Origin of the sequence: Paraburkholderia sp. GAS334 (assembly GCF_050436625.1) — a bacterium.
In the GTDB taxonomy this organism is placed as follows: Bacteria; Pseudomonadota; Gammaproteobacteria; order Burkholderiales; family Burkholderiaceae; genus Paraburkholderia.
Genome location: NZ_JBNDMO010000003.1, coordinates 76,224 through 94,107 on the forward strand (window position 1 = coordinate 76,224; position 17,884 = coordinate 94,107).

Annotated in this window: 18 protein-coding genes; 5 read left to right on the forward strand and 13 right to left on the reverse strand. The window is 61.0% G+C overall.

The window, feature by feature from the left end; genetic code table 11:
• Positions 1-100 precede the first annotated feature (100 nt).
• The 3 genes from P3T21_RS07220 to pqqD all read left to right on the forward strand — a co-directional run bounded on the left by P3T21_RS07220 (position 101) and on the right by pqqD (position 2,759).
• On the forward strand, positions 101-2,086 hold the full coding sequence (locus P3T21_RS07220) for a sigma-54-dependent Fis family transcriptional regulator (protein WP_429255246.1): 1,986 nt from the start codon (positions 101-103) through the stop codon (positions 2,084-2,086).
• A 221-nt stretch (positions 2,087-2,307) separates the two neighbouring features.
• On the forward strand, positions 2,308-2,382 hold the full coding sequence (gene pqqA, locus P3T21_RS07225) for a pyrroloquinoline quinone precursor peptide PqqA (RefSeq protein ID WP_429255564.1): 75 nt from the start codon (positions 2,308-2,310) through the stop codon (positions 2,380-2,382).
• Between the two features lie 122 nt (positions 2,383-2,504).
• Positions 2,505-2,759, forward strand: a complete 255-nt coding sequence (gene pqqD / locus P3T21_RS07230) for a pyrroloquinoline quinone biosynthesis peptide chaperone PqqD (RefSeq protein WP_429255247.1) — start codon at positions 2,505-2,507, stop codon at positions 2,757-2,759.
• 80 nt (positions 2,760-2,839) lie between these two features.
• Here pqqD and P3T21_RS07235 read toward each other — a convergent pair whose 3' ends face one another.
• The 10 genes from P3T21_RS07235 to P3T21_RS07280 all read right to left on the reverse strand — a co-directional run bounded on the left by P3T21_RS07235 (position 2,840) and on the right by P3T21_RS07280 (position 13,733).
• A complete protein-coding gene (locus P3T21_RS07235) occupies positions 2,840-4,075 on the reverse strand; it encodes a c-type cytochrome (RefSeq protein WP_429255248.1) in 1,236 nt (411 codons plus the stop codon).
• 5 nt (positions 4,076-4,080) lie between these two features.
• Positions 4,081-5,808 carry a methanol/ethanol family PQQ-dependent dehydrogenase gene (locus tag P3T21_RS07240; RefSeq protein WP_429255249.1) on the reverse strand — a complete coding sequence of 576 codons (1,728 nt, stop codon included), beginning with the start codon at positions 5,806-5,808 and terminating at the stop codon, positions 4,081-4,083.
• Positions 5,809-6,112: 304 nt separating this feature from the next.
• Positions 6,113-7,126, reverse strand: coding sequence for a LacI family DNA-binding transcriptional regulator (locus P3T21_RS07245; protein WP_429255250.1), 1,014 nt, complete (start codon positions 7,124-7,126; stop codon positions 6,113-6,115).
• A gap of 36 nt (positions 7,127-7,162) precedes the next feature.
• On the reverse strand, positions 7,163-8,245 hold the full coding sequence (locus P3T21_RS07250) for an ABC transporter ATP-binding protein (RefSeq protein ID WP_429255251.1): 1,083 nt from the start codon (positions 8,243-8,245) through the stop codon (positions 7,163-7,165).
• A 3-nt stretch (positions 8,246-8,248) separates the two neighbouring features.
• Positions 8,249-9,142 (reverse strand): carbohydrate ABC transporter permease, encoded by an 894-nt coding sequence (locus P3T21_RS07255; RefSeq protein ID WP_429255252.1) that lies wholly within the window; start codon positions 9,140-9,142, stop codon positions 8,249-8,251.
• Positions 9,142-10,062, reverse strand: a complete 921-nt coding sequence (locus tag P3T21_RS07260) for a carbohydrate ABC transporter permease (RefSeq protein WP_429255253.1) — start codon at positions 10,060-10,062, stop codon at positions 9,142-9,144. Before P3T21_RS07260 ends, P3T21_RS07255 begins: the two co-directional genes overlap by 1 nt.
• Positions 10,063-10,070: 8 nt before the next feature.
• Positions 10,071-11,321 carry an ABC transporter substrate-binding protein gene (locus P3T21_RS07265; RefSeq protein WP_429255254.1) on the reverse strand — a complete coding sequence of 417 codons (1,251 nt, stop codon included), beginning with the start codon at positions 11,319-11,321 and terminating at the stop codon, positions 10,071-10,073.
• A 66-nt stretch (positions 11,322-11,387) separates the two neighbouring features.
• Positions 11,388-12,767 (reverse strand): GH1 family beta-glucosidase, encoded by a 1,380-nt coding sequence (locus tag P3T21_RS07270; RefSeq protein WP_429255255.1) that lies wholly within the window; start codon positions 12,765-12,767, stop codon positions 11,388-11,390.
• A gap of 132 nt (positions 12,768-12,899) precedes the next feature.
• Positions 12,900-13,103, reverse strand: a complete 204-nt coding sequence (locus tag P3T21_RS07275; protein WP_429255256.1) for a hypothetical protein — start codon at positions 13,101-13,103, stop codon at positions 12,900-12,902.
• 117 nt (positions 13,104-13,220) lie between these two features.
• Positions 13,221-13,733: a phasin family protein gene (locus P3T21_RS07280; protein WP_429255257.1), complete on the reverse strand. Its 513-nt coding sequence runs from the start codon at positions 13,731-13,733 to the stop codon at positions 13,221-13,223.
• Positions 13,734-14,051: 318 nt separating this feature from the next.
• On the opposite strand from P3T21_RS07280, the gene P3T21_RS07285 reads away from it, so the two are divergent.
• Positions 14,052-14,192, forward strand: a complete 141-nt coding sequence (locus tag P3T21_RS07285) for a hypothetical protein (RefSeq protein ID WP_228874496.1) — start codon at positions 14,052-14,054, stop codon at positions 14,190-14,192.
• Between the two features lie 47 nt (positions 14,193-14,239).
• Here P3T21_RS07285 and P3T21_RS07290 read toward each other — a convergent pair whose 3' ends face one another.
• Positions 14,240-15,067, reverse strand: a complete 828-nt coding sequence (locus tag P3T21_RS07290) for an oxidoreductase (RefSeq protein WP_429255258.1) — start codon at positions 15,065-15,067, stop codon at positions 14,240-14,242.
• Positions 15,068-15,273: 206 nt separating this feature from the next.
• Between P3T21_RS07290 and P3T21_RS07295 the strand changes: the two genes are divergently transcribed.
• Positions 15,274-16,200, forward strand: a complete 927-nt coding sequence (locus P3T21_RS07295) for a LysR family transcriptional regulator (RefSeq protein ID WP_429255259.1) — start codon at positions 15,274-15,276, stop codon at positions 16,198-16,200.
• 24 nt (positions 16,201-16,224) lie between these two features.
• Here the strand turns inward: P3T21_RS07295 and P3T21_RS07300 are convergent, their stop codons facing one another.
• Positions 16,225-17,454, reverse strand: coding sequence for an RNA polymerase sigma factor (locus P3T21_RS07300; RefSeq protein ID WP_429255260.1), 1,230 nt, complete (start codon positions 17,452-17,454; stop codon positions 16,225-16,227).
• Between the two features lie 37 nt (positions 17,455-17,491).
• Complete coding sequence (locus P3T21_RS07305; RefSeq protein ID WP_429255261.1) at positions 17,492-17,848, reverse strand: YciI family protein; 357 nt, start codon at positions 17,846-17,848, stop codon at positions 17,492-17,494.
• Positions 17,849-17,884: the final 36 nt, after the last annotated feature.

Here is a 17,884-nt window from a genome sequence, read left to right on the forward strand (position 1 = left end):
ATGCTCCAAAGCGCAACGTTTCACTCTGGCGCAGGATTTGCTTGATAGCGGGTCCACGGTTCGACAATACGACCGGGCCCACATCAGACAGGAGGAGACAATGCGCGATGACATCTGTCACGGCGCGGCACCTTTAGCGTCCCGCGAGACGGCCTGGCTTACGCCTTCCATACAAAAGTCGCATGCACGCTCCGAAACCTTTGGCTTAAGCGCGCTGATGCGTCCGGACTACGACGTGCTGTCTGCGGCCGAACTCGCATTGAAGCTTGAGCAGAGCCGCATCCTGTGCGCGCACGCGACGCCCGTGATGGAGACGCTACACGAGCAGATCGTCAACACGCAAAGCATGATCGTGCTGACGGACTCCGACGGGCTGATTCTCCACTCCGTCGGCGACGACGATTTCCTGCGGCGCGCGGAAAAGGTCGCACTGCGCCCCGGCGCAAACTGGGCCGAAGACAGACAGGGGACGAATGCCATCGGCACGGCGATCGCCGAACGCACCCCCACCGTAGTTCACGGCGATCAGCATTATCTGGCGGCCAACCGTTTCCTGACGTGCTCCAGCGTGCCGATTCTCGATCCCTATGGCGATCTGATCGGCGTGCTCGACGTCACGGGCGATCATCGCAGCTACCATCAACATACGATGGCGCTCGCGAGGATGTCCGTGCAGATGATCGAAAATCATCTGTTCACGAATACATTCCGTGAGACCTTGCGGATCGCCTTCCACGGACGCCCTGAATTCCTCGGCACGTTGATGGAGGGCATCGCTGCGTTCACATGCGACGGCCGCTTTCTGTCCGCTAACCGCAGCGCGCTGTTCCAGCTAGGCCTGCCACTCAATGCGTTGCGCGCGCATACGTTGTCTTCGCTCTTTGGCGTCACAGGCGCGCAACTCATCGATCGTTCATCCGCGAGCCACGGGCAGCATCTTTCGCTCGACCTGCATAACGGCACCGTGGTGTGCGCGAGTGTGGAGTTAAGGCGTCCGTCGCTGACGAGCGGGAATGTGCCCTCTTCGACGCATGCCGACGCTCAGTCCACGCCGCGTGGGAACGGGCAGCAGGCGCCCGCACGGCCCGCTCCCCTTTCACGGTTGAGCTGTCTCGACACGGGCGATCCCCAGGTGGCCTCGGTCATCGCCAAGGTGCGGAAGGTGACCGGCAAGGACATTCCCATTCTGATCACCGGCGAAACCGGCACCGGCAAGGAGCTGCTCGCGCAGGCGATTCACAACGATTCGCCCCGGCGCGCGCGTCCATTCGTTGCGGTGAATTGCGCATCGATTCCTGAATCGCTGATCGAATCGGAACTGTTCGGTTATGAGGAGGGCGCCTTTACCGGCGCGCGGCGCAAGGGCTCGGCCGGCAAGCTGCTGCAAGCCAACGGCGGCACGCTGTTCCTCGACGAAATCGGAGACATGCCTTACCCGCTGCAAGTGCGTCTGCTACGCGTGTTGCAGGAACGGCTCGTCAATCCGCTCGGCTCCGTCAAGGCGATTCCCGTTGATATCGCGCTAGTTTGCGCAACCCATCGCGATCTGCGCAAAATGATTGCGCAGAACCGCTTCCGGGAAGATCTTTACTACCGCCTCAACGGACTCGTAGTCAAGCTGCCACCGCTGCGCGAGCGAACCGACCTCTCATGCGTGATTCAGAAGATGCTTCAATGTGAGTCGCCGCATGGCGGCGACGGGCCCCTTAGCGTCGATAACGAAGTCATGACGATGTTCGAACAATGCGCATGGCCGGGGAATTTCCGGCAACTGGGCAATCTGCTACGCACCGCGGCCGCCATGGTCGATGAGGATGGCGTGATCCGCCGCGAACATCTGCCCGACGATTTCTTTGACGATCTGGGCGCGACCACGCCGCCCGTTACCGCTCTTTGCGATGTCGGCGCACTTCAGGGCGCAAGCCTGCAGGATGTCGCCGCGTCTGCGATTGCGTCCACGCTTGCGAAACATGGCGGCAATGTGTCCGCTGCCGCGCGCGCACTTGGCATCTCGCGCAATACGATTTACCGCAAGCTTCCGACAGTTTCAGCTATAGATGAGGGCAAACCCTGCCCTGCTGACTGACGCGCTATCACGCAGCCGCCATGCGCGCGCGTCAACCACACCTGACGTCCAGTCCAGACTGTTCCGCCACTGTTCAGTTTTCTAACACCCCTGTGCCACGATGCAACAGTACGTCTGCGCCTGTTCACACACGGATGCATCGGCATGGAGCTTGCATCGTTGTCGCGGCCGCATCTCAAGACGCGGTTTGCTTCATCCACAACCTCACCCTGGAGACAACCATGCAGTGGACGACACCCGCCTATACCGACCTTCGTTTCGGTTTCGAAATCACCCTGTATATCGCGACCCGCTGATGTGACGATGAATGCGCTGCCGCCCCGTTATCGATCGTTGACGGTGGCGGCGGCGTCCACAGCAACGTTCGACACCCTTCAAAAGCCGCACGACGCATGAGCTCGCCGAACGTAGAAACAGCATGAATCCCCGACCGCGTTTGCGGCCCCTCTTCCATGTGCGACGGGAAACAGCGACCCGTGGCTGGGCGTTGCTCTCGCTGCGAGGCGCGATAGGTCTTAATCCGAGCGCCGGCGAAATTCTCGTGCGTTGCGACGGCACACGTGAACTCGACGACATCATCGATGAACTCGAAGCGCTCTTCAGCACGTCCGATCTCGCTGCCGATGTCTATCGTTTTATCGATCAGGCACGCCAGCGCGGCTGGATCGAATGACATGCAAAAAGGCGCGTCCTGCTTCTCCGCTTAGGGAAATGCAGGACGCGCCCCGCAACTTTGCTTTCTACACTGTGCGACTATCGCGAAGCGCCGGCGTTAAGCGGGGTCGCCGATGCGCGTGCATCGTCGGCGGTCAGCTTTGCGTTACCTGCCTGATAGCCGTTTGAGTACAACAGGAAAGACATGATGTCCGCGTAGTCCTGCGGCTTCATCTTTCCAGGACGATCGGCCGGCATGTTGGACGCCATATACGAGTACACGCCGCCTATCGTCAAATGCGCATTCGCAGCGGGTGCAAACGCAGGACCGCGTAACGCCGGCGCATTCACGCCTTGCAGATCAGCACCATGGCATTTAGCGCATGAGCCTGAGTAGAGACTCTTGCCATGCGTGACCTGGGCGCGATCGAATGAAGGCGGACCCGCAGCGACGGTCGCATCGACCTTGAGAAAGCCACCGCCTGAAGTCTCCGTTGCAGCAAGCGCGGCCTGTCGCCACCCAACGGTCGTGCGTGCCGGGCCGTCACGAAACGCAAATGTCGCCGACGACGTTCTGGCGGCTAAAGCCGAATCCGGCAACGTCCATTTATGCGTAAGCGACGCAAGCCTTCCATCAGACGCCATCCTGCCGAGCGCAGCATCGATCCGCTGACGCATCGATGCACTGTTCGTGCCAAATGCGAACACGAGACGCCAGTCCGCATAGGGCGACGTCGTTCCGCTGACGTCGAACTGCTGCTGCGGATGAGCGATTGCATAAGCCACCACCGCCGGATACCAGACGATCGCTCGCCGCGCATGACCCGTCGCGACTGCGTCGACGGTCAACGCTGCCGTATTCTCCAGATCAAGCGTGACGTCCCGCTGCTGCACGGCAATCAGCTGCGCCGGACTGGCATACGTCGCAGCCACAACGTCATCCGCACCTGTTGACGGAGGAGCGGCATCCTTCTTCGTCACGCTGACGTATCCCGCGCGCAGATAGCCGCGCGAGAAAAGCAGCTTGCTGTCGGATCCGTTTGCGACCGTTGACTGGGGAAACCCGGCAATCACATCACAACTGCGCTTTAAAGCCTTGTCGAGTTCGTGGATGGAAACGCCGTCATCATCGCTGCTGTCGAAGCCGCCCTTCGCGAACGAAGCTGCAATGCCCGCCGTTCTGAACGCTTCGCGCGCGACGGACTGATCGAGCGCGGTCGATGGGCTGCCGGGAAACGTGCAGACGCGCACGTCTGCGATCGCGCTACCCGGTCCGAGCGAGACACCGGCCATGACAAGGCTCGCGGCGCCTATGGATTTAAGTCGACTGTTCATGAGCATCAACCTTGATTGAGCGCGAAAACATAGAGCGTGCCGCCGCGCGGTACCTTTTCTGCGGCCTTGGCCATCGGTCCGCCCCAGATCGGATTGGCGCCGCCGTAGCCTGCGAGAATCGCAACATATTCCTTGCCATCGATTTCGAACACCGAAGGTTGCGCAACGATGCCGCTCGCGAGCTTCGGACTCTGCCAGAGCACCTTACCGGTGTTTTCGTCGAAGGCATAAAGGTGACCGTCGAGCGAGCCGCTAAACGCAAGGCCGCCGGCTGTCGTCGCCACGCCGCCATTCCATGGCAGCTTCGTCCAGTGGCTCCAGACCTTTTTGCCCGTGTTCACGTCGATCGCCTGCAATTCGCCGTATCCTTTACTGCCCGGTTCCGGTTTGATCTCGAAACCCTCACCCAGATACGGCAAGCCTTCCATGTAGTTCACCGACTTGCCCGACAGCGACATGCAGGCGTGCAACGCGGGCACAATCGCAAGATGTTTTTCTGGATCGTACGAAACCGACCACCAGTTCTTGCCACCCAGGAAGCTCGGGCAGGTTTCGATGGTCGTACCTGCCTTCGGATACTTCGTGTCGTCCTGAATCGGTGCGCCTTCGGCCGTATAACCGGTGACCGATGTTGCAGTCACAAACGGCTTTGCATAGATCAGCTTGCCGTTCGTGCGGTCGATTGCGTGGAAGAAGCCATTGCGGTCTGCGTGAATGATCGCGTCATAGTCCTTGTCCTGATACTTGATCTTCGCGAGGACCGGGGTGTTCACGCCGTCATAGTCCCAGGTGTCATGACGCGTGTACTGGTAGTGCCACTTGAGATCGCCTGTCTTCGGATCGAGCGCGAGCAGTGAATCGGAATAAAGGTTGTCGCCCGGGCGAAGGTCCGCAAGCCACGGACCGGGATTGCCCACACCCCAGTAAAGCGTTCGCGATGCCGCGTCATACGTACCCGTCAGCCAGGCGGGTGCTCCGCCGTGCTCCTGCATGCCCTTGGGCCACGTATCGCCATACTTTTCGCTCGCGGCAGGGACGGTAAAGCGCTTCCACAGCAGGTTGCCGTCATCAGGATTGAGCGCAGCGATAAAGCCGCGTGCACCGTATTCGCCGCCCGCGCTGCCGACCACCAGCGCGCCATCGAGTGCAAGTGGTGCGAGCGAAAATGCGTAGCCCATGCCCGGCTCGAACATCTGCTTCTTCCATACGACGGCGCCAGTCTGCGCGTCGAGCGCGGCGACTTCACCGCTCAGCATCGCCACGTAGACGTTCTTTCCGTATAGCGCAACGCCACGGTTTATCACGTCGCAACACGCAGTCTTGAACGATTCAGCGCCGAGCTTCGGTTCATATTTCCAGAGCTGCTTGCCGGTCGCCGCATCGAACGCGTAGACGTTATCCTTCGGCGTGGTCACGAAAAGATAGTGTCCATTGACGATCGGCGTCGCTTCGAATCCCTGCTGAAGCTCAGCGGGAAACTTGTAGCTCCAGACCTGCTTCAGATTCCTGACGTTGGTCGTATCGACCTGTTTGAGCGGCGAATGCGCCTGACCGTTGTATGTGCGGTAGTAAGTGAGCCAGCCGGGGTCGCCTTGAGCATCAGTCAGCCGCTGATAGGTGACCGATGGATAGTCGTCAGCAGCTACGGCTGATCCAAGTGCCAGCGTGACCGCGACTGCGACACCCATTGCAAGCGCCGTGGGCCGCGTCGTCGAAGCGAAACGTGTTTTCATGCGTGTCTCCTGTTTGGTTGTCGACGCGATGCCTTGCCGCGGCTCCATCGTCCGGTAATCGCAGACCAGGCTGCGCACCGTTCAAGGCAAATCGCGTGCCATTGATGCTGCGTACGGCACAACGCCGGAGACTCACGCGCTGCGTGCAGTGTGGTGTTTGAAGCGCCAGGGTCAGGAGACACACAGGTGTTGCAGCAGAGGACAGCGCAGACAGAATGTGTTGCTAAAGAAGACAGTCGAGTGTGAAAACCCGCTCGTCAGTTACAGCGGAGAACCGTTGGGGTTGCGCCCACAACGGTCGATCTTATTTTCGCCGTGGCGTTGCTACCGAAGCGCGCATCGTCACCGTCACCGGGAAATCGCGGAAGATCTCCCACGACGTGCCATAGCATTGGTTGACGAGCCAGCGTACGGCGTTCTGCGTGAGCTCCCCGGTTGGAATATGCACTGATGTCAACCCCGGCGCCGTATAGGCAGCCGAATAGTCATCGTCATAGCCAATCACCGATACATCGTGTGGCACTGAAATGCCCGCCTGCTGAAGACGCGCAAGCGCGCTGACCGCCATCGTGTCGTTGGCGCAAAAGAGCGCGGTGAAACGGCGCCTCGATTCGAGCAGCGTCTGCACACCCGCATAACCGCCCTCCAGCGAGAAGTCCGATTCAACCAGCGCGACCGAAGAACGCTTGATGCCGTGCCGCGCGAGTTCATCGAAGAACCCTTCGATCCGCGCCTGATTGTCCGAGGCCGAAAACGGCCCGGAAATCACAGCGATGTCGCGATGTCCATATTCAACCAGCGTGCGTGCCGCAAGCGCCCCGCCAAGGTGATGATCGGCGCAGAACGACGCCTCCGGAAAATCACCGAACACGCGGTTGAGAAACACGATCCGTGGATGCATCTTGTGCAGTCTCACGATGTCTTCATCATGCAGGTCGTGACTGATGGCCACCACGCCATCACAGTCGCGGGCAATCAGGAACTGCACCGCTTCGATCGCACGCTCGCGCGGCGATGATTCGCCGCAACCGGTCGCGACCACGACGTGTCGTCGCACTGCGCGCAGTTCGGTATCGGTCTGCTTGAGAATCGTGCCGTAGTACGAGCCGAAAAACGTCGGCACGAAGAGGCCGATCATGCCGAGCGATTGCGTCGCCATCGCGCGGCCAATCGATGAAGGCCGGAAGTTAAGCTGTTCGATTGCGGCCTGCACGCGTGCGAGCGCCTCGGCCGAAACCGGGCCTTTGCCGGAAATTGCCCTTGATGCCGTCGACATACCGACCCCGGCTAGTGCCGCGACGTCTTTCAGAGTTGCCACGCGTGCTCCGTTGGTCGATACGTGGTTACGTTCCCGCTATAGACGCGAACCGTCAGCCTCGTCAAACAGCGAAATATGCTCACCATCGAGCGAAAAACTCGCGGCCTCGTCCACCGCGAACGATGTCTTGTCCTGCGCGATCGAAGCGATCTGGGTGTCATGATAGTCGAACCAGATCACCCGATGGTTGCCCATCGGCTCGACCAGCGATACGGTCGCCTGATGCGTCGCGCCTGCGCCAACCTTCACGTCTTCCGGGCGAATGCCGAGCACGCACGACGGGTTCACATCGGGCATCGCCTTGAACGGATAGCGCGACACGTCCAGCTCGAAATGCGGATGACGGAACCACACGCCGTCTTCGCGACGCTCCAGCTTGCCGTTTAACAGGTTCATCGGCGGCGAACCGAGAAACGTCGCGACAAACAGGTTGTCCGGCTTCGCGTAGATCTGCGCGGGCGAACCGATCTGCTGAATGACGCCGCCGCGCATCACGGCCATGCGCGTCGCGAGCGTCATGGCTTCGACCTGATCGTGCGTCACGTAGATCATCGTCGCACCCAGTTGCCTGTGCAGATGCTTCAGCTCGCGACGCAATTCCGTGCGCAGCTTTGCGTCGAGGTTTGAAAGCGGTTCATCGAACAGAAACACGTCAGCTTCGCGCACGATCGCACGACCAATCGCGACGCGCTGACGCTGCCCGCCCGAAAGCTGTGCCGGGCGGCGCTTGAGCAGCGGCCCCAGTTGCAGCATGTCAGCGGCGCGCCCGACGCGCCGCTCGATCTCGTCCTTCGACGTGCCATTGATGCGCAACGCGAACGAGAGATTTCGCTCGACGTTCATCGTTGGATACAGCGCGTAAGACTGAAACACGAGCGCGATGCGGCGATCTTTCGGATCGGCCCATGTCATGTCCTGTCCGCCGATTTCGATAGTGCCACTGGTGACGTCGATCAGGCCGGCGATGCTGTGCAGTAGCGTGGACTTCCCGCAACCCGACGGTCCGAGCAGAACAAGAAATTCGCCTGGCTCGACTTCGAGATCGAGCGCTTCGATCACGGTGTTCGCACCCAGCTGGATCTTGAGGTTGCGGATCGACACATTCGAAACGTTGGACATGCGTTAGCCCTTGACTGCACCGGAAGCAATACCGCGAACAAACCAGCGGCCGGAAATAAAGTAGATCGCAAGCGGCACCATCGACGTGAGAATCGTCGCTGCCATGTTGACGTTGTAGAGACGCTCGCCGGTCGTTGTATTGATGATGTTGTTCAACTGCACCGTCATCGGCAGATTCTTCGTGCCCGCGAAAACGAGACCGAGAATGAAGTCGTTCCAGATGCCGGTGACCTGCATGATGATCGCGACGACAATGATCGGCACCGACATCGGCAGCATCAGTTGCAGGAAGATGCGCCAGAAGCCGCCGCCATCGACACGCGCCGCCTTGAACAGTTCGAGCGGAATTGACGCATAGTAATTGCGGAACAGGAGCGTCATCAGCGGCATGCCAAAGATCGTATGGATCACGACGATGCCGGGCAGCGAGCTGAACAGATGCACGCTCGCCAGCACACGCACGAGCGGATACACCATCACCTGCACCGGAATGAATGCGCCGACCAGCAGGATCGCAAACAGCGCACCGGCGCCACGCGGCCGCCAGAACGACAGCGCATACCCATTCACTGCGCCAATGAAAATCGACAGAATGGTACTTGGCACAACGATGCGCACCGAGTTCCAGAAGCCCACCTGAATGCCGTTGCAATCAAGACCCGTACATGCGGCTTGCCATGCCGTGCTCCACGGTTCCAGCGTGAAATGAACCGGCAACGCAAACAGATTGCCGAGCCTTATCTCGGACATGGGCTTCACCGACGTCACGAACATCACGTAGAGCGGCAGGAGAAAGAACAGCGCAGCGGTCAGCAGAAACGCGTAGACACCCAGGCGCGCCGGCGTGAAATTTGAATGCCGCTTACGCGCGGGAACAGCAGGACGAGGCGCGTTCATCAGACGTCCTTGCGCAACGCGGCGCGACTGCGTATATGGAAGAACGGTGCGAGAATCGCGAGCACGGTCGTGAGCAGCACGATCGAAGCCGCCGAGGCCAACCCGATGTTCGCGCGTCCGAACAGATAGTCCAGGATGAATTTCGCGGGCACTTCGCTAGCCGTGCCCGGACCGCCCTGCGTCATGGCGACGACCGCGTCGTAAAGCTTCAGGACCATCACGAACAACAGCACGAACGCGGTCGATACCGAAGGTCCGAGCATCGGCACAACGATGCTCGCATAGACGCGCCAGCGCGGGATTCCGTCAATACGCGCGGCTTTCCAGAGCTCGTCATCGACGCCGCGTAACCCGGCCAGCAGCAATGCCATCACCAGACCGGACGCCTGCCACACGGTCGCGATGACGAGCGTATAGATCACATAATCCTGATCGACGATCCAGTCGAAGCGCGCATGCGTGAAGCCGAGCTTGTGCAGCACTTCCTGCACGCCCAGCTGCGGATTCAGGATCCATTGCCAGACGAGGCCGGTCGCAACAAACGACATCGCATACGGATACAGAAACACCGTGCGCAGCGCGCCTTCCGCGACGACCCGCTGGTCGATGAAGATCGCGAGCAGAAGACCGATCACCATGCACGCGACGATAAAGCACGCGCCGTAGATCACGATGTTCTGTAACGACAGCAACCAGCGGTCGGTGTGAAAGAGCCGCACGTACTGCGTCACGCCCGCGAAGTCACCCGAAGGAAACGTTCGCGAATTGCTCAGCGAAACCCGTGCGGTCCACAGCATCGTGCCGAGGTACGCAAACGCGACCGTCAGCGCCATCGGTATCATTGCGATCCAGGCGGCCAGCGGAAACCGCCTGCGCCGCAACCGGGGCTGCGGCCGGGATTGCAATGCATGGGCGACCATAGTGGCCGTCAGCTCTTGAGTGCGCTGGCAAATGCCTTTTGCGCGTCGTCGGCCGACTGGTTCTTGTTCCAGAAGTTGGTGATCACGTCGATGAGCGCACCTTGCACATCAGGCGGAATCAGCATTTCCGGATTCGGCAGCTGTCGCGACTTGTCCTTCATGATCGCGATACCCTCTTTCGCGCAGACGTCGAGCGACGCCTGATCGATGTCCGGACGAATCGGAATCGAACCCTTCTTTGCGCTGAACGCGACCTGCGCTTCCGGCGAGGTCATGACCGTTGCGAGCAGGTTCTGCGCCTTGATCGTCGTGGCGTTGTCGGTCTTCGGGAAGACGAACACGTCGCCAGCCACCATGTACGGCGACTTCGGACCAAAGCCCGGGAAGCAGCCGAAGTCCTTACCCGGCACCTGCTTCGCTGCCGAGAACTCACCCTTCGCCCAGTCGCCCATGATCTGCACGCCGGCCTTGCCCGAAATCACGAGCGCGGTCGCGTCGTTCCAGTTGCGGCCAGGCGAACCCGGATCGACGTAGTTGTGCAAACGCTTGAACGTGTTAAGCACGTTCTTGAACGCGGCTGAATTCACCGCGTTCGGGTCACGGTCGCGATAGACCTTCAGATACAGATCGGTGCCGCCCACATCAGCGAGCACAGCATCGAACGTGATCTTCTCCTGCCATGCCTGACCGCCCAGTGCGAGCGGTATCAAGCCGGCCGCTTTGAGCTTGTCGAGGTCGCCGAGGAATTCGTCAAACGTTTTAGGCTCGCCTGCGATGCCTGCTTTCTGGAAAGCGGGCTTCGAATAGAAGAACCAGTCCTGCATGTGAATATCGACGGGCGCCGCATAGAAATGCCCATTGACCTTGATGCTGTTCAGGATCGATTCCGGAAAGATCGTGTTCCAGTTTTCCTTTGCAGCCACAGCGTCGACGTTGTTCAGCAGGCCCTGATCGATCAGGTCGTGAAACTGCTTCGACGTGTTGAACTGTGCAGCGGTCGGTGGATCGCCACCGACGATGCGGTTAATCGCCGTCGAGCGCGCCTGGTCGGCTCCCGCTACCGCGTTATCGACCCATAGTCCGCCAGCCTTGTTATAGGCGTCGGCGAACTGCCGGATCGCGGCCGATTCGCCGCCCGACGTCCACCAGTGGATCACGTTGGCCTTGAGCGGCTCGGCGGCTTGTGCAGCCTGCGTTGCAAAACCGCTCATCGCAATGGCCGCGATGACGCCGGCGAGTAGCTTTCTTCTACTGTTCATTCCGTCTCCTCCGGGCTTTGCGCCCGTGTTTCCAGACCGATACAGGGACAACCAGAAAAAACCGGCTCAGGCGCGCGCGGCGCGCTCTTTCAGAAACTTTGCGATCAGTTCGGCACTGTGCTTGAAGGTGCGCTTCTGCGTATCGTAATCGACATGCACGACGCCAAAGCGTCGCTCATAGCCGAAGGCCCACTCGAAGTTATCCATTAGCGACCACACGAAATAGCCGCGAATGTCGACGCCCTTCTTGATGGCCTGATCGACTGCAGCAAGATGGCGCTTGAGAAACGAAATACGCTGCGGATCATCGACGCGGCCATCGATCACCTTGTCGTCCGACGCCATGCCGTTTTCCGTAATGTAAATCGGCGGCAACGCGGCGTATGTTTCGTTGAAGCCGATCAGCAGATCGCGCAGCCCATCCGGATACACTTCCCAGCCCATCTGCGTACGCTCGACGCCTTCCAGCGGCACTTCGGTGAAGCCGTGCGCGCCGTCGCTCTTTACGTTCGTGCGGAAATAATAGTTGATGCCGAGGAAATCGAGCGGCGCGGAAATGGTCTGCATGTCGCCTTTAAGCACGAGCGGATCAGTGCCTGGCCACAGTTCGAACAGATCTTCCGGATACGCGCCCTTCAAGAGCGGATCGAGAACCCACGCGTTGTGCTGAACCTCGAACAGATGCGCGGCGCGACGGTCAGCCGGGCTGTCGGCGTTCGCTGTGCCGCGACCGATGTTCGCAACGATGCCCTTCTGCGACGCGGGATCATTGGCGCGCAGCACCGGCATTGCCATGCCGTGCGCGAGCAGCAGATGATGCATGGCCTGCGTGGCGAAGCGGCCGTTCGCCAGACCCGGGGCGTGATGACCGTTGCCGTAGCCAAGAAACGCCGAACACCACGGCTCATTCAGCGTCGCCCATGCATCGACCTGACCGGCCAGTTCACGGCTCATCAGGTCGGCATAATCCGCGAAGCGATAGACGATATCGCGATTGAGCCAGCCGCCGCGATCTTCCAGATGTTGCGGCAAGTCCCAGTGATACAACGTGACGAACGTCTTGAGGCCCTTCTCCTTGAGGCGGCCTAGCAGACGCTTATAGAAATCGAGACCCTTCTGGTTCGGCCGGCCCGCTTCATCCATCACGCGCGGCCACGCAATCGACAGACGGTACGCGTCGACATTCAACGCCGACAGCATGTCGAGGTCGCTTTCCCAGTGGTTGTAATGGTCGCAGGCTACCGCGCCGGTGTCGCCGGCGAGCACCTTCCCGGGGATCGACGAGAAGGTGTCCCAGATCGATGGCAGCCGGCCATCCTCCTGCGCGGCGCCTTCGATCTGGTAAGCGGCAGTCGCCGCGCCCAGCAAAAAATCCCTGCGCCAGAGCGCGGAATCGGACGGCGGCGAAAACACGTCGTCGGAGAGAGCAGATACGTCGTGTGCCACGGATTCTCCTGCACGCAATCGTTAGTACGGATCGTTGCGGGGCGCGGAGTGGAAGCGCTTCCACAAGACGAGCAAACGATAGCAGCGGGCAATTCATCGCAGCAATCAGGGTTTGTCTTTAGAACGACCGAACTACGAATGCGTGCGACCGCGCTCTGCCATCGACTGCCATGCGCGCGTCGCCCATCGCCGCGTCGCCTTGTAGCGGATCTGTACAGCCGCCAGCGCTTTCGCTTCGGGTGCGGACGGCATGCCGTCATCTGTTGCATCCTGCGCGGCCTGCCGCAACCTGCGGCTCTCCGCGATCTCTTCTGCGCTCACCTGGTCATCGTTCATGATGTACTCCTTCTATAAAGGCGAAAACGACTCGCCATGCGACGAACACCTGTTCGACGCACGTCTCCGCACATGTCCCCTTTCATGCTTCGAATGGACACGCGAAATCATCAGCGTTCAGGCTTCGACCTGATGCTGGCTATTCGCATCCGAAGGCGCGGGCGCAGTATCGGGTGCATAACGGAACGACTCGTGCATTGCGCCCAGCGACTGGTTGAACGCCGCAACAGCGGGTTGCATGACGCTCATCAAGCCATTCGATCCGAACGGTTCGGTGTGTCCCATGTTCGTCGCGAATTGCGACCACATCGTTTTGTACTGCTCGAACATGGCCTGGCTCGCGTCGATCACGGCCGCCTGAAATTTCGTGTCGATTTCCTGCACGTGATGGGCATACGCCGCGCTGCGATCGAGAATCTGCTTTGGCATGCCAGCGCTTGTGACGAAAGGCGCCGAAGCAAACTGGCCGGAAGACAACGCGCCCTGCACTTCATCCAGAGACGTTTTCATCGTGGCGAGATTGAGTTGCGTCAGCTTTTGCAGGCGCTCGAAGGCTTCGAGCTGCAGACCGAAAAGAACGGGGAAACTGCGCTGGCCAAATGCGGTGGACTGTTCAACTACCGTGTTCATTGAGTGCTCCCGAATCGACCTGGCACGTGCGTCCAAGGGATTCGGAGGCGAGTGTCTCCTGAAGAGACCTGCAGGTCGAACGATGCAACGCTTGCTGCGTCGCAACATTAACCCACTGTATACCCTTCGCAGGGGATGTACAGACATTCCGGAATTCAATCCGGCGTGCCGAAGCGAGCGATGAAACACGCGCTTTATGACAGCAGGGTGGTCGCCCTGCCGAAGCAAAAATGATGCGCGACAGCAAGGCCGAATCAGCGCACACTCATGGGACGCTCGAACCATCTGGTCAGCGATAAACGCAACGGGAGTAGCGTCATGGCAAAAGGTCAACTACGCAGCAATCGCGAAGTCAAAAAACCCAAACAGGCGAAGAAGGCCACGCCCGCTTCCACACCGTTTGGCTCAACGCCGATCAAGGTAGCGCCGCACGTCGCTGAAGCGCAAAAGAAGCGTTAATTTATCGCGATGCCGGGCGGTCACGCCGCCCGGTTTTCACGCGAGCTTCATTCGAAGTTCGTACCCGCACTGACCGTTTCCCACGCGTCGATTTCCTTCCGCAGATCGTCGAGCTTGCACCGGATGAACGACAACGCATCCGTGCCGAGCGGCAAATGCACGGGTGGCGTGTCCTCGTCGGCAATTTTCAGGATCGCTGCGGCCGCCTTCGCCGGATCACCGGGCTGCTTGCCGCTGCGTTCCGCGCGCGCGGCGCGCAACGGCGCGAAGAGCGCTTCGTAGTCAGCGACGGTCTGCGCGCCGCGCGTCATCGAACGACCTGCCCAGTCGGTACGGAAGGCGCCCGGCTCAATCGCCGTCACCCGGATGCCGAGGCCCACGACTTCCTTCGCGAGCGTCTCGCTGATCGCCTCCAGCGCGAACTTGCTGCCGTGATATACGCCGAGACCCGGAAACGTGACGATGCCGCCCATCGACGTGATATTGATAATGTGGCCGCTGCGACGCGCGCGCATGAACGGCAGCACGGCCTGGATCACCGACACCGCGCCGAACACGTTGACGTCGAACTGCGCGCGATAGTGGTCGAGTGTCGTTTCTTCGATTGTGCCTTCGTGACCGTAACCCGCGTTATTGACGAGTACATCGATTGGGCCGACGTCTGCTTCGATAGAGGCCACAGCCCGCTGTACGTCGTCATGGCGGGTCACGTCGAGCAGCACGCCGAACGAGCGGCCCGGCGCGAGCTGGTCGAACTGCACGCGCTGCACTTCGTCGCGCAAGGTGCCGGCGACCCGGTCGCCGCGCGCGAGTGCGGCATCGGCGATGGCGCGACCGAAACCGCTGCTGACGCCCGTGATAAACCATGTTTTCATTTCGATTCTCCTTGAAGGTTGCACGGCGGGTGAGATCCGCGCTTCAGCAGGAAGTCTGTGCGCAACGCGGCCCAATGCCCAATTCGAAATCGACGCACGTTCGATAAGCGCGGCTAATGGGCGGGTTGGCCCGGTAAGATGTAGCGTCCAGCGCGCGCGTGAAGAACCTGCGCGGACACCCTTCACCATCCATCAGCGAGGCCCCGATGAGGGCGATCGAACTCCGCCAGTTGCGCTATTTCTCGCTCCTTGCGAAGGAACTGCATTTCGGCCGCGCCGCCGAACTCGCGTTCATCACGCAGCCGGCGCTGAGCCAGCAGATCGCGCGGCTCGAAGAACTCGTCGGCGTGCCGCTCTTCACGCGAGACCGGCGACAAGTGTCGCTTACACCGGCCGGTGAAGCACTTCATGATGGGGTCGACAAAGCCTTCGCACAGATCGAAGCATCACTGCGTCTTGCGCGTGACGCCGGGGAGCACACGTCATTCCAGTTAACGATAGGTCTCGTCGAATATACGAACCTGCCGTTCGTTCCACCTTCGCTGATCCGCCTGCAGTCGCTGTATCCGGACGTGAAAATCGTGCGCAATGAAATGACTGCAACGCAACAGCTCGACGCGTTGACGAAGCACCAGATCGACGTCGGTTTCGGTGTGCCTATCGGGCCGCTGCCCGTCGACGGTACGCTTCGCTCGGCGCCTCTACTCGAAGCGGGCTGGGCGATCCTGATGCGCGACGATCACCGGCTCGCCGGGCTGGCGCGTCTGCGCATTGACGATCTCGCTGCGGAGCGGCTGATCGTGTTCGCGCGCCAGGTGAATGCGCCGCTGTATGACGCCGTCGTCGGACATTGCCGGGCGAGCGGCTTTACGCCGAACTTTGTCTACGAGACGACGCAGGCACAGGTCGGCATGACGCTCGTCGAACAGGGGCTGGGCGTGATGCTGGGCGCGGCGTATGTGTTCGCGTCGCTGCCGGCGCGCCTGCGCTGCGTGCCGATAGGCGGGTTCGATACGCTCACCGTCTATCGGTTTTCGCGAGCGGACGAGGCGAATCCGCTGATTCTCGATTTCCTCGATATCGCCGATGAAGAAGCCCGTCGGGCGCAGCAGCGGATGTCGCGTGGCGGTTAGCGAAAACGGCGGCGTTTCAATGTGCTATCGCGGCGATGCGCCCTGCCGCACGAGAAAATCACGCATGGTTGAGTCTTCGCATAGCCCGATAGCGCGGTCACGCGCGGCCTGCGCTTCCTGCATCCGCTGCATGCGCGTCAGCAGATGCGCGGCGAGTGCCCAATACGGTTGATAGCTCGCCACGACCTCTGCCGGAATCGCTTCGAGCAACGCCCACCCCGCTTCTGGGCCACGTGCCTCTCCAACCGCCGCGGCGCGTCCGGTGAGCGCACCGATCGTCGGCGCAATGCGGACAAGGCCTTCGTAGAAAAGCGCGATTGCCTCCCAATCCGTGTGGCCGGCCGCAGACCGACGCGCATGCACCGACTGGATCGCTGCCTCCAGCTGAAACCGTCCGATGCGGCCCGCGCCGCTCGCTGCCATCAGCAATGTTTCCGCTTCGTCGATCATCGGTTGCGACCAGCGCTGCGTGTCCTGTTCCGATAGCGGCACGTATTCGCCGGCAGCACCACGCCGCGCATCGCGCCGCGATTCGCAGTACAGCATCAGCGCGAGCAGGCCTTGCACTTCGGGTTCGTCGGGCATGAGTTGCAGCAGCAGACGACCGAGATCGGTTGCTTCCGTCGCCAGCCCGCGACGACGCGGATCAGCGCCCGCGACATCGTCCCAGCCGCTGCCGTAAGCCGCATAGATTGCTTCGAGCACGGCGTCGAGACGTGCCGGCAGATCGGCTGGCTTCGGCAGATCGAAGGCGATGCCCGCATCGCGGATCTTGTTCTTCACGCGGCTTAAGCGTTGCCCCATCGCCGCCGGCTGAACGAGAAACGCAGAGGCGATGCGCGCGGCAGGAAGACCGAGCACGGCCTGCAACATCAGTGGTGTGCGCGCCGCGGCATCGATAGCCGGGTGCGCGCAGATAAAGAGCAGCTTCAGCCGCTCGTCGGGAAACAGCAGATCGTGTGCGACCAGTTCCCGCGCTTCGTCGGCGACGGCGAGCAGCGTCGGCAGCGCGGCCACCTGCACGCGCAGGTGACGCGACGCGTCGATCAGCCGACGCCGCGCCGCCGTCAGCAGCCACGCTTCGGGCCGCTCCGGCACGCCATCGCGCGGCCAGGTTTCGAGCGCCGACTGGAACGCGTCGGCGAGCGCGTCTTCCGCGGCGGCCACGTCATGCGAGCGCGCCGCGAGAAACGCAATCAGGCGGCTGCGGGAGTCGCGCGCGACCCGCTCGACCGTGCGATGCGGTTCATTCATCGCGTGAGCCTTTCGTGCGGGGTCGCGCGCGGGCCGCTTAGCCCGGCACCATGTTGGGCCGTACCTCGATCACGCAGCCAGGCGCCGCCGGAATGCGGGCCGCCCATTCGAGCGCGGCATCGAGATTGGGCACGTCGATCATGAAAAAGCCGCCCAGTTGCTCTTTGGTGTCGGCGTATGGGCCGTCCTGCACGCGACGCGGATCGCCGATTGTCACCGTCGTCGCGTTGCCCGGCGGTTGCAGCCCCGCACCCGTGACGAACACGCCGGCCTCGCTAAGCGCCTGCACGTAGCGCGGCCAGGCCGCATGGTAGGCTTCGCGCTTTTCGGCGTCCGGATCAGTGCGACGGGCGAAACCTTCGGGCGTTTCATACAGCAGCATCGTGAAGTTCATGGCTGTCCTCTCACAAAAAAGTGCGAGCGCATTTTC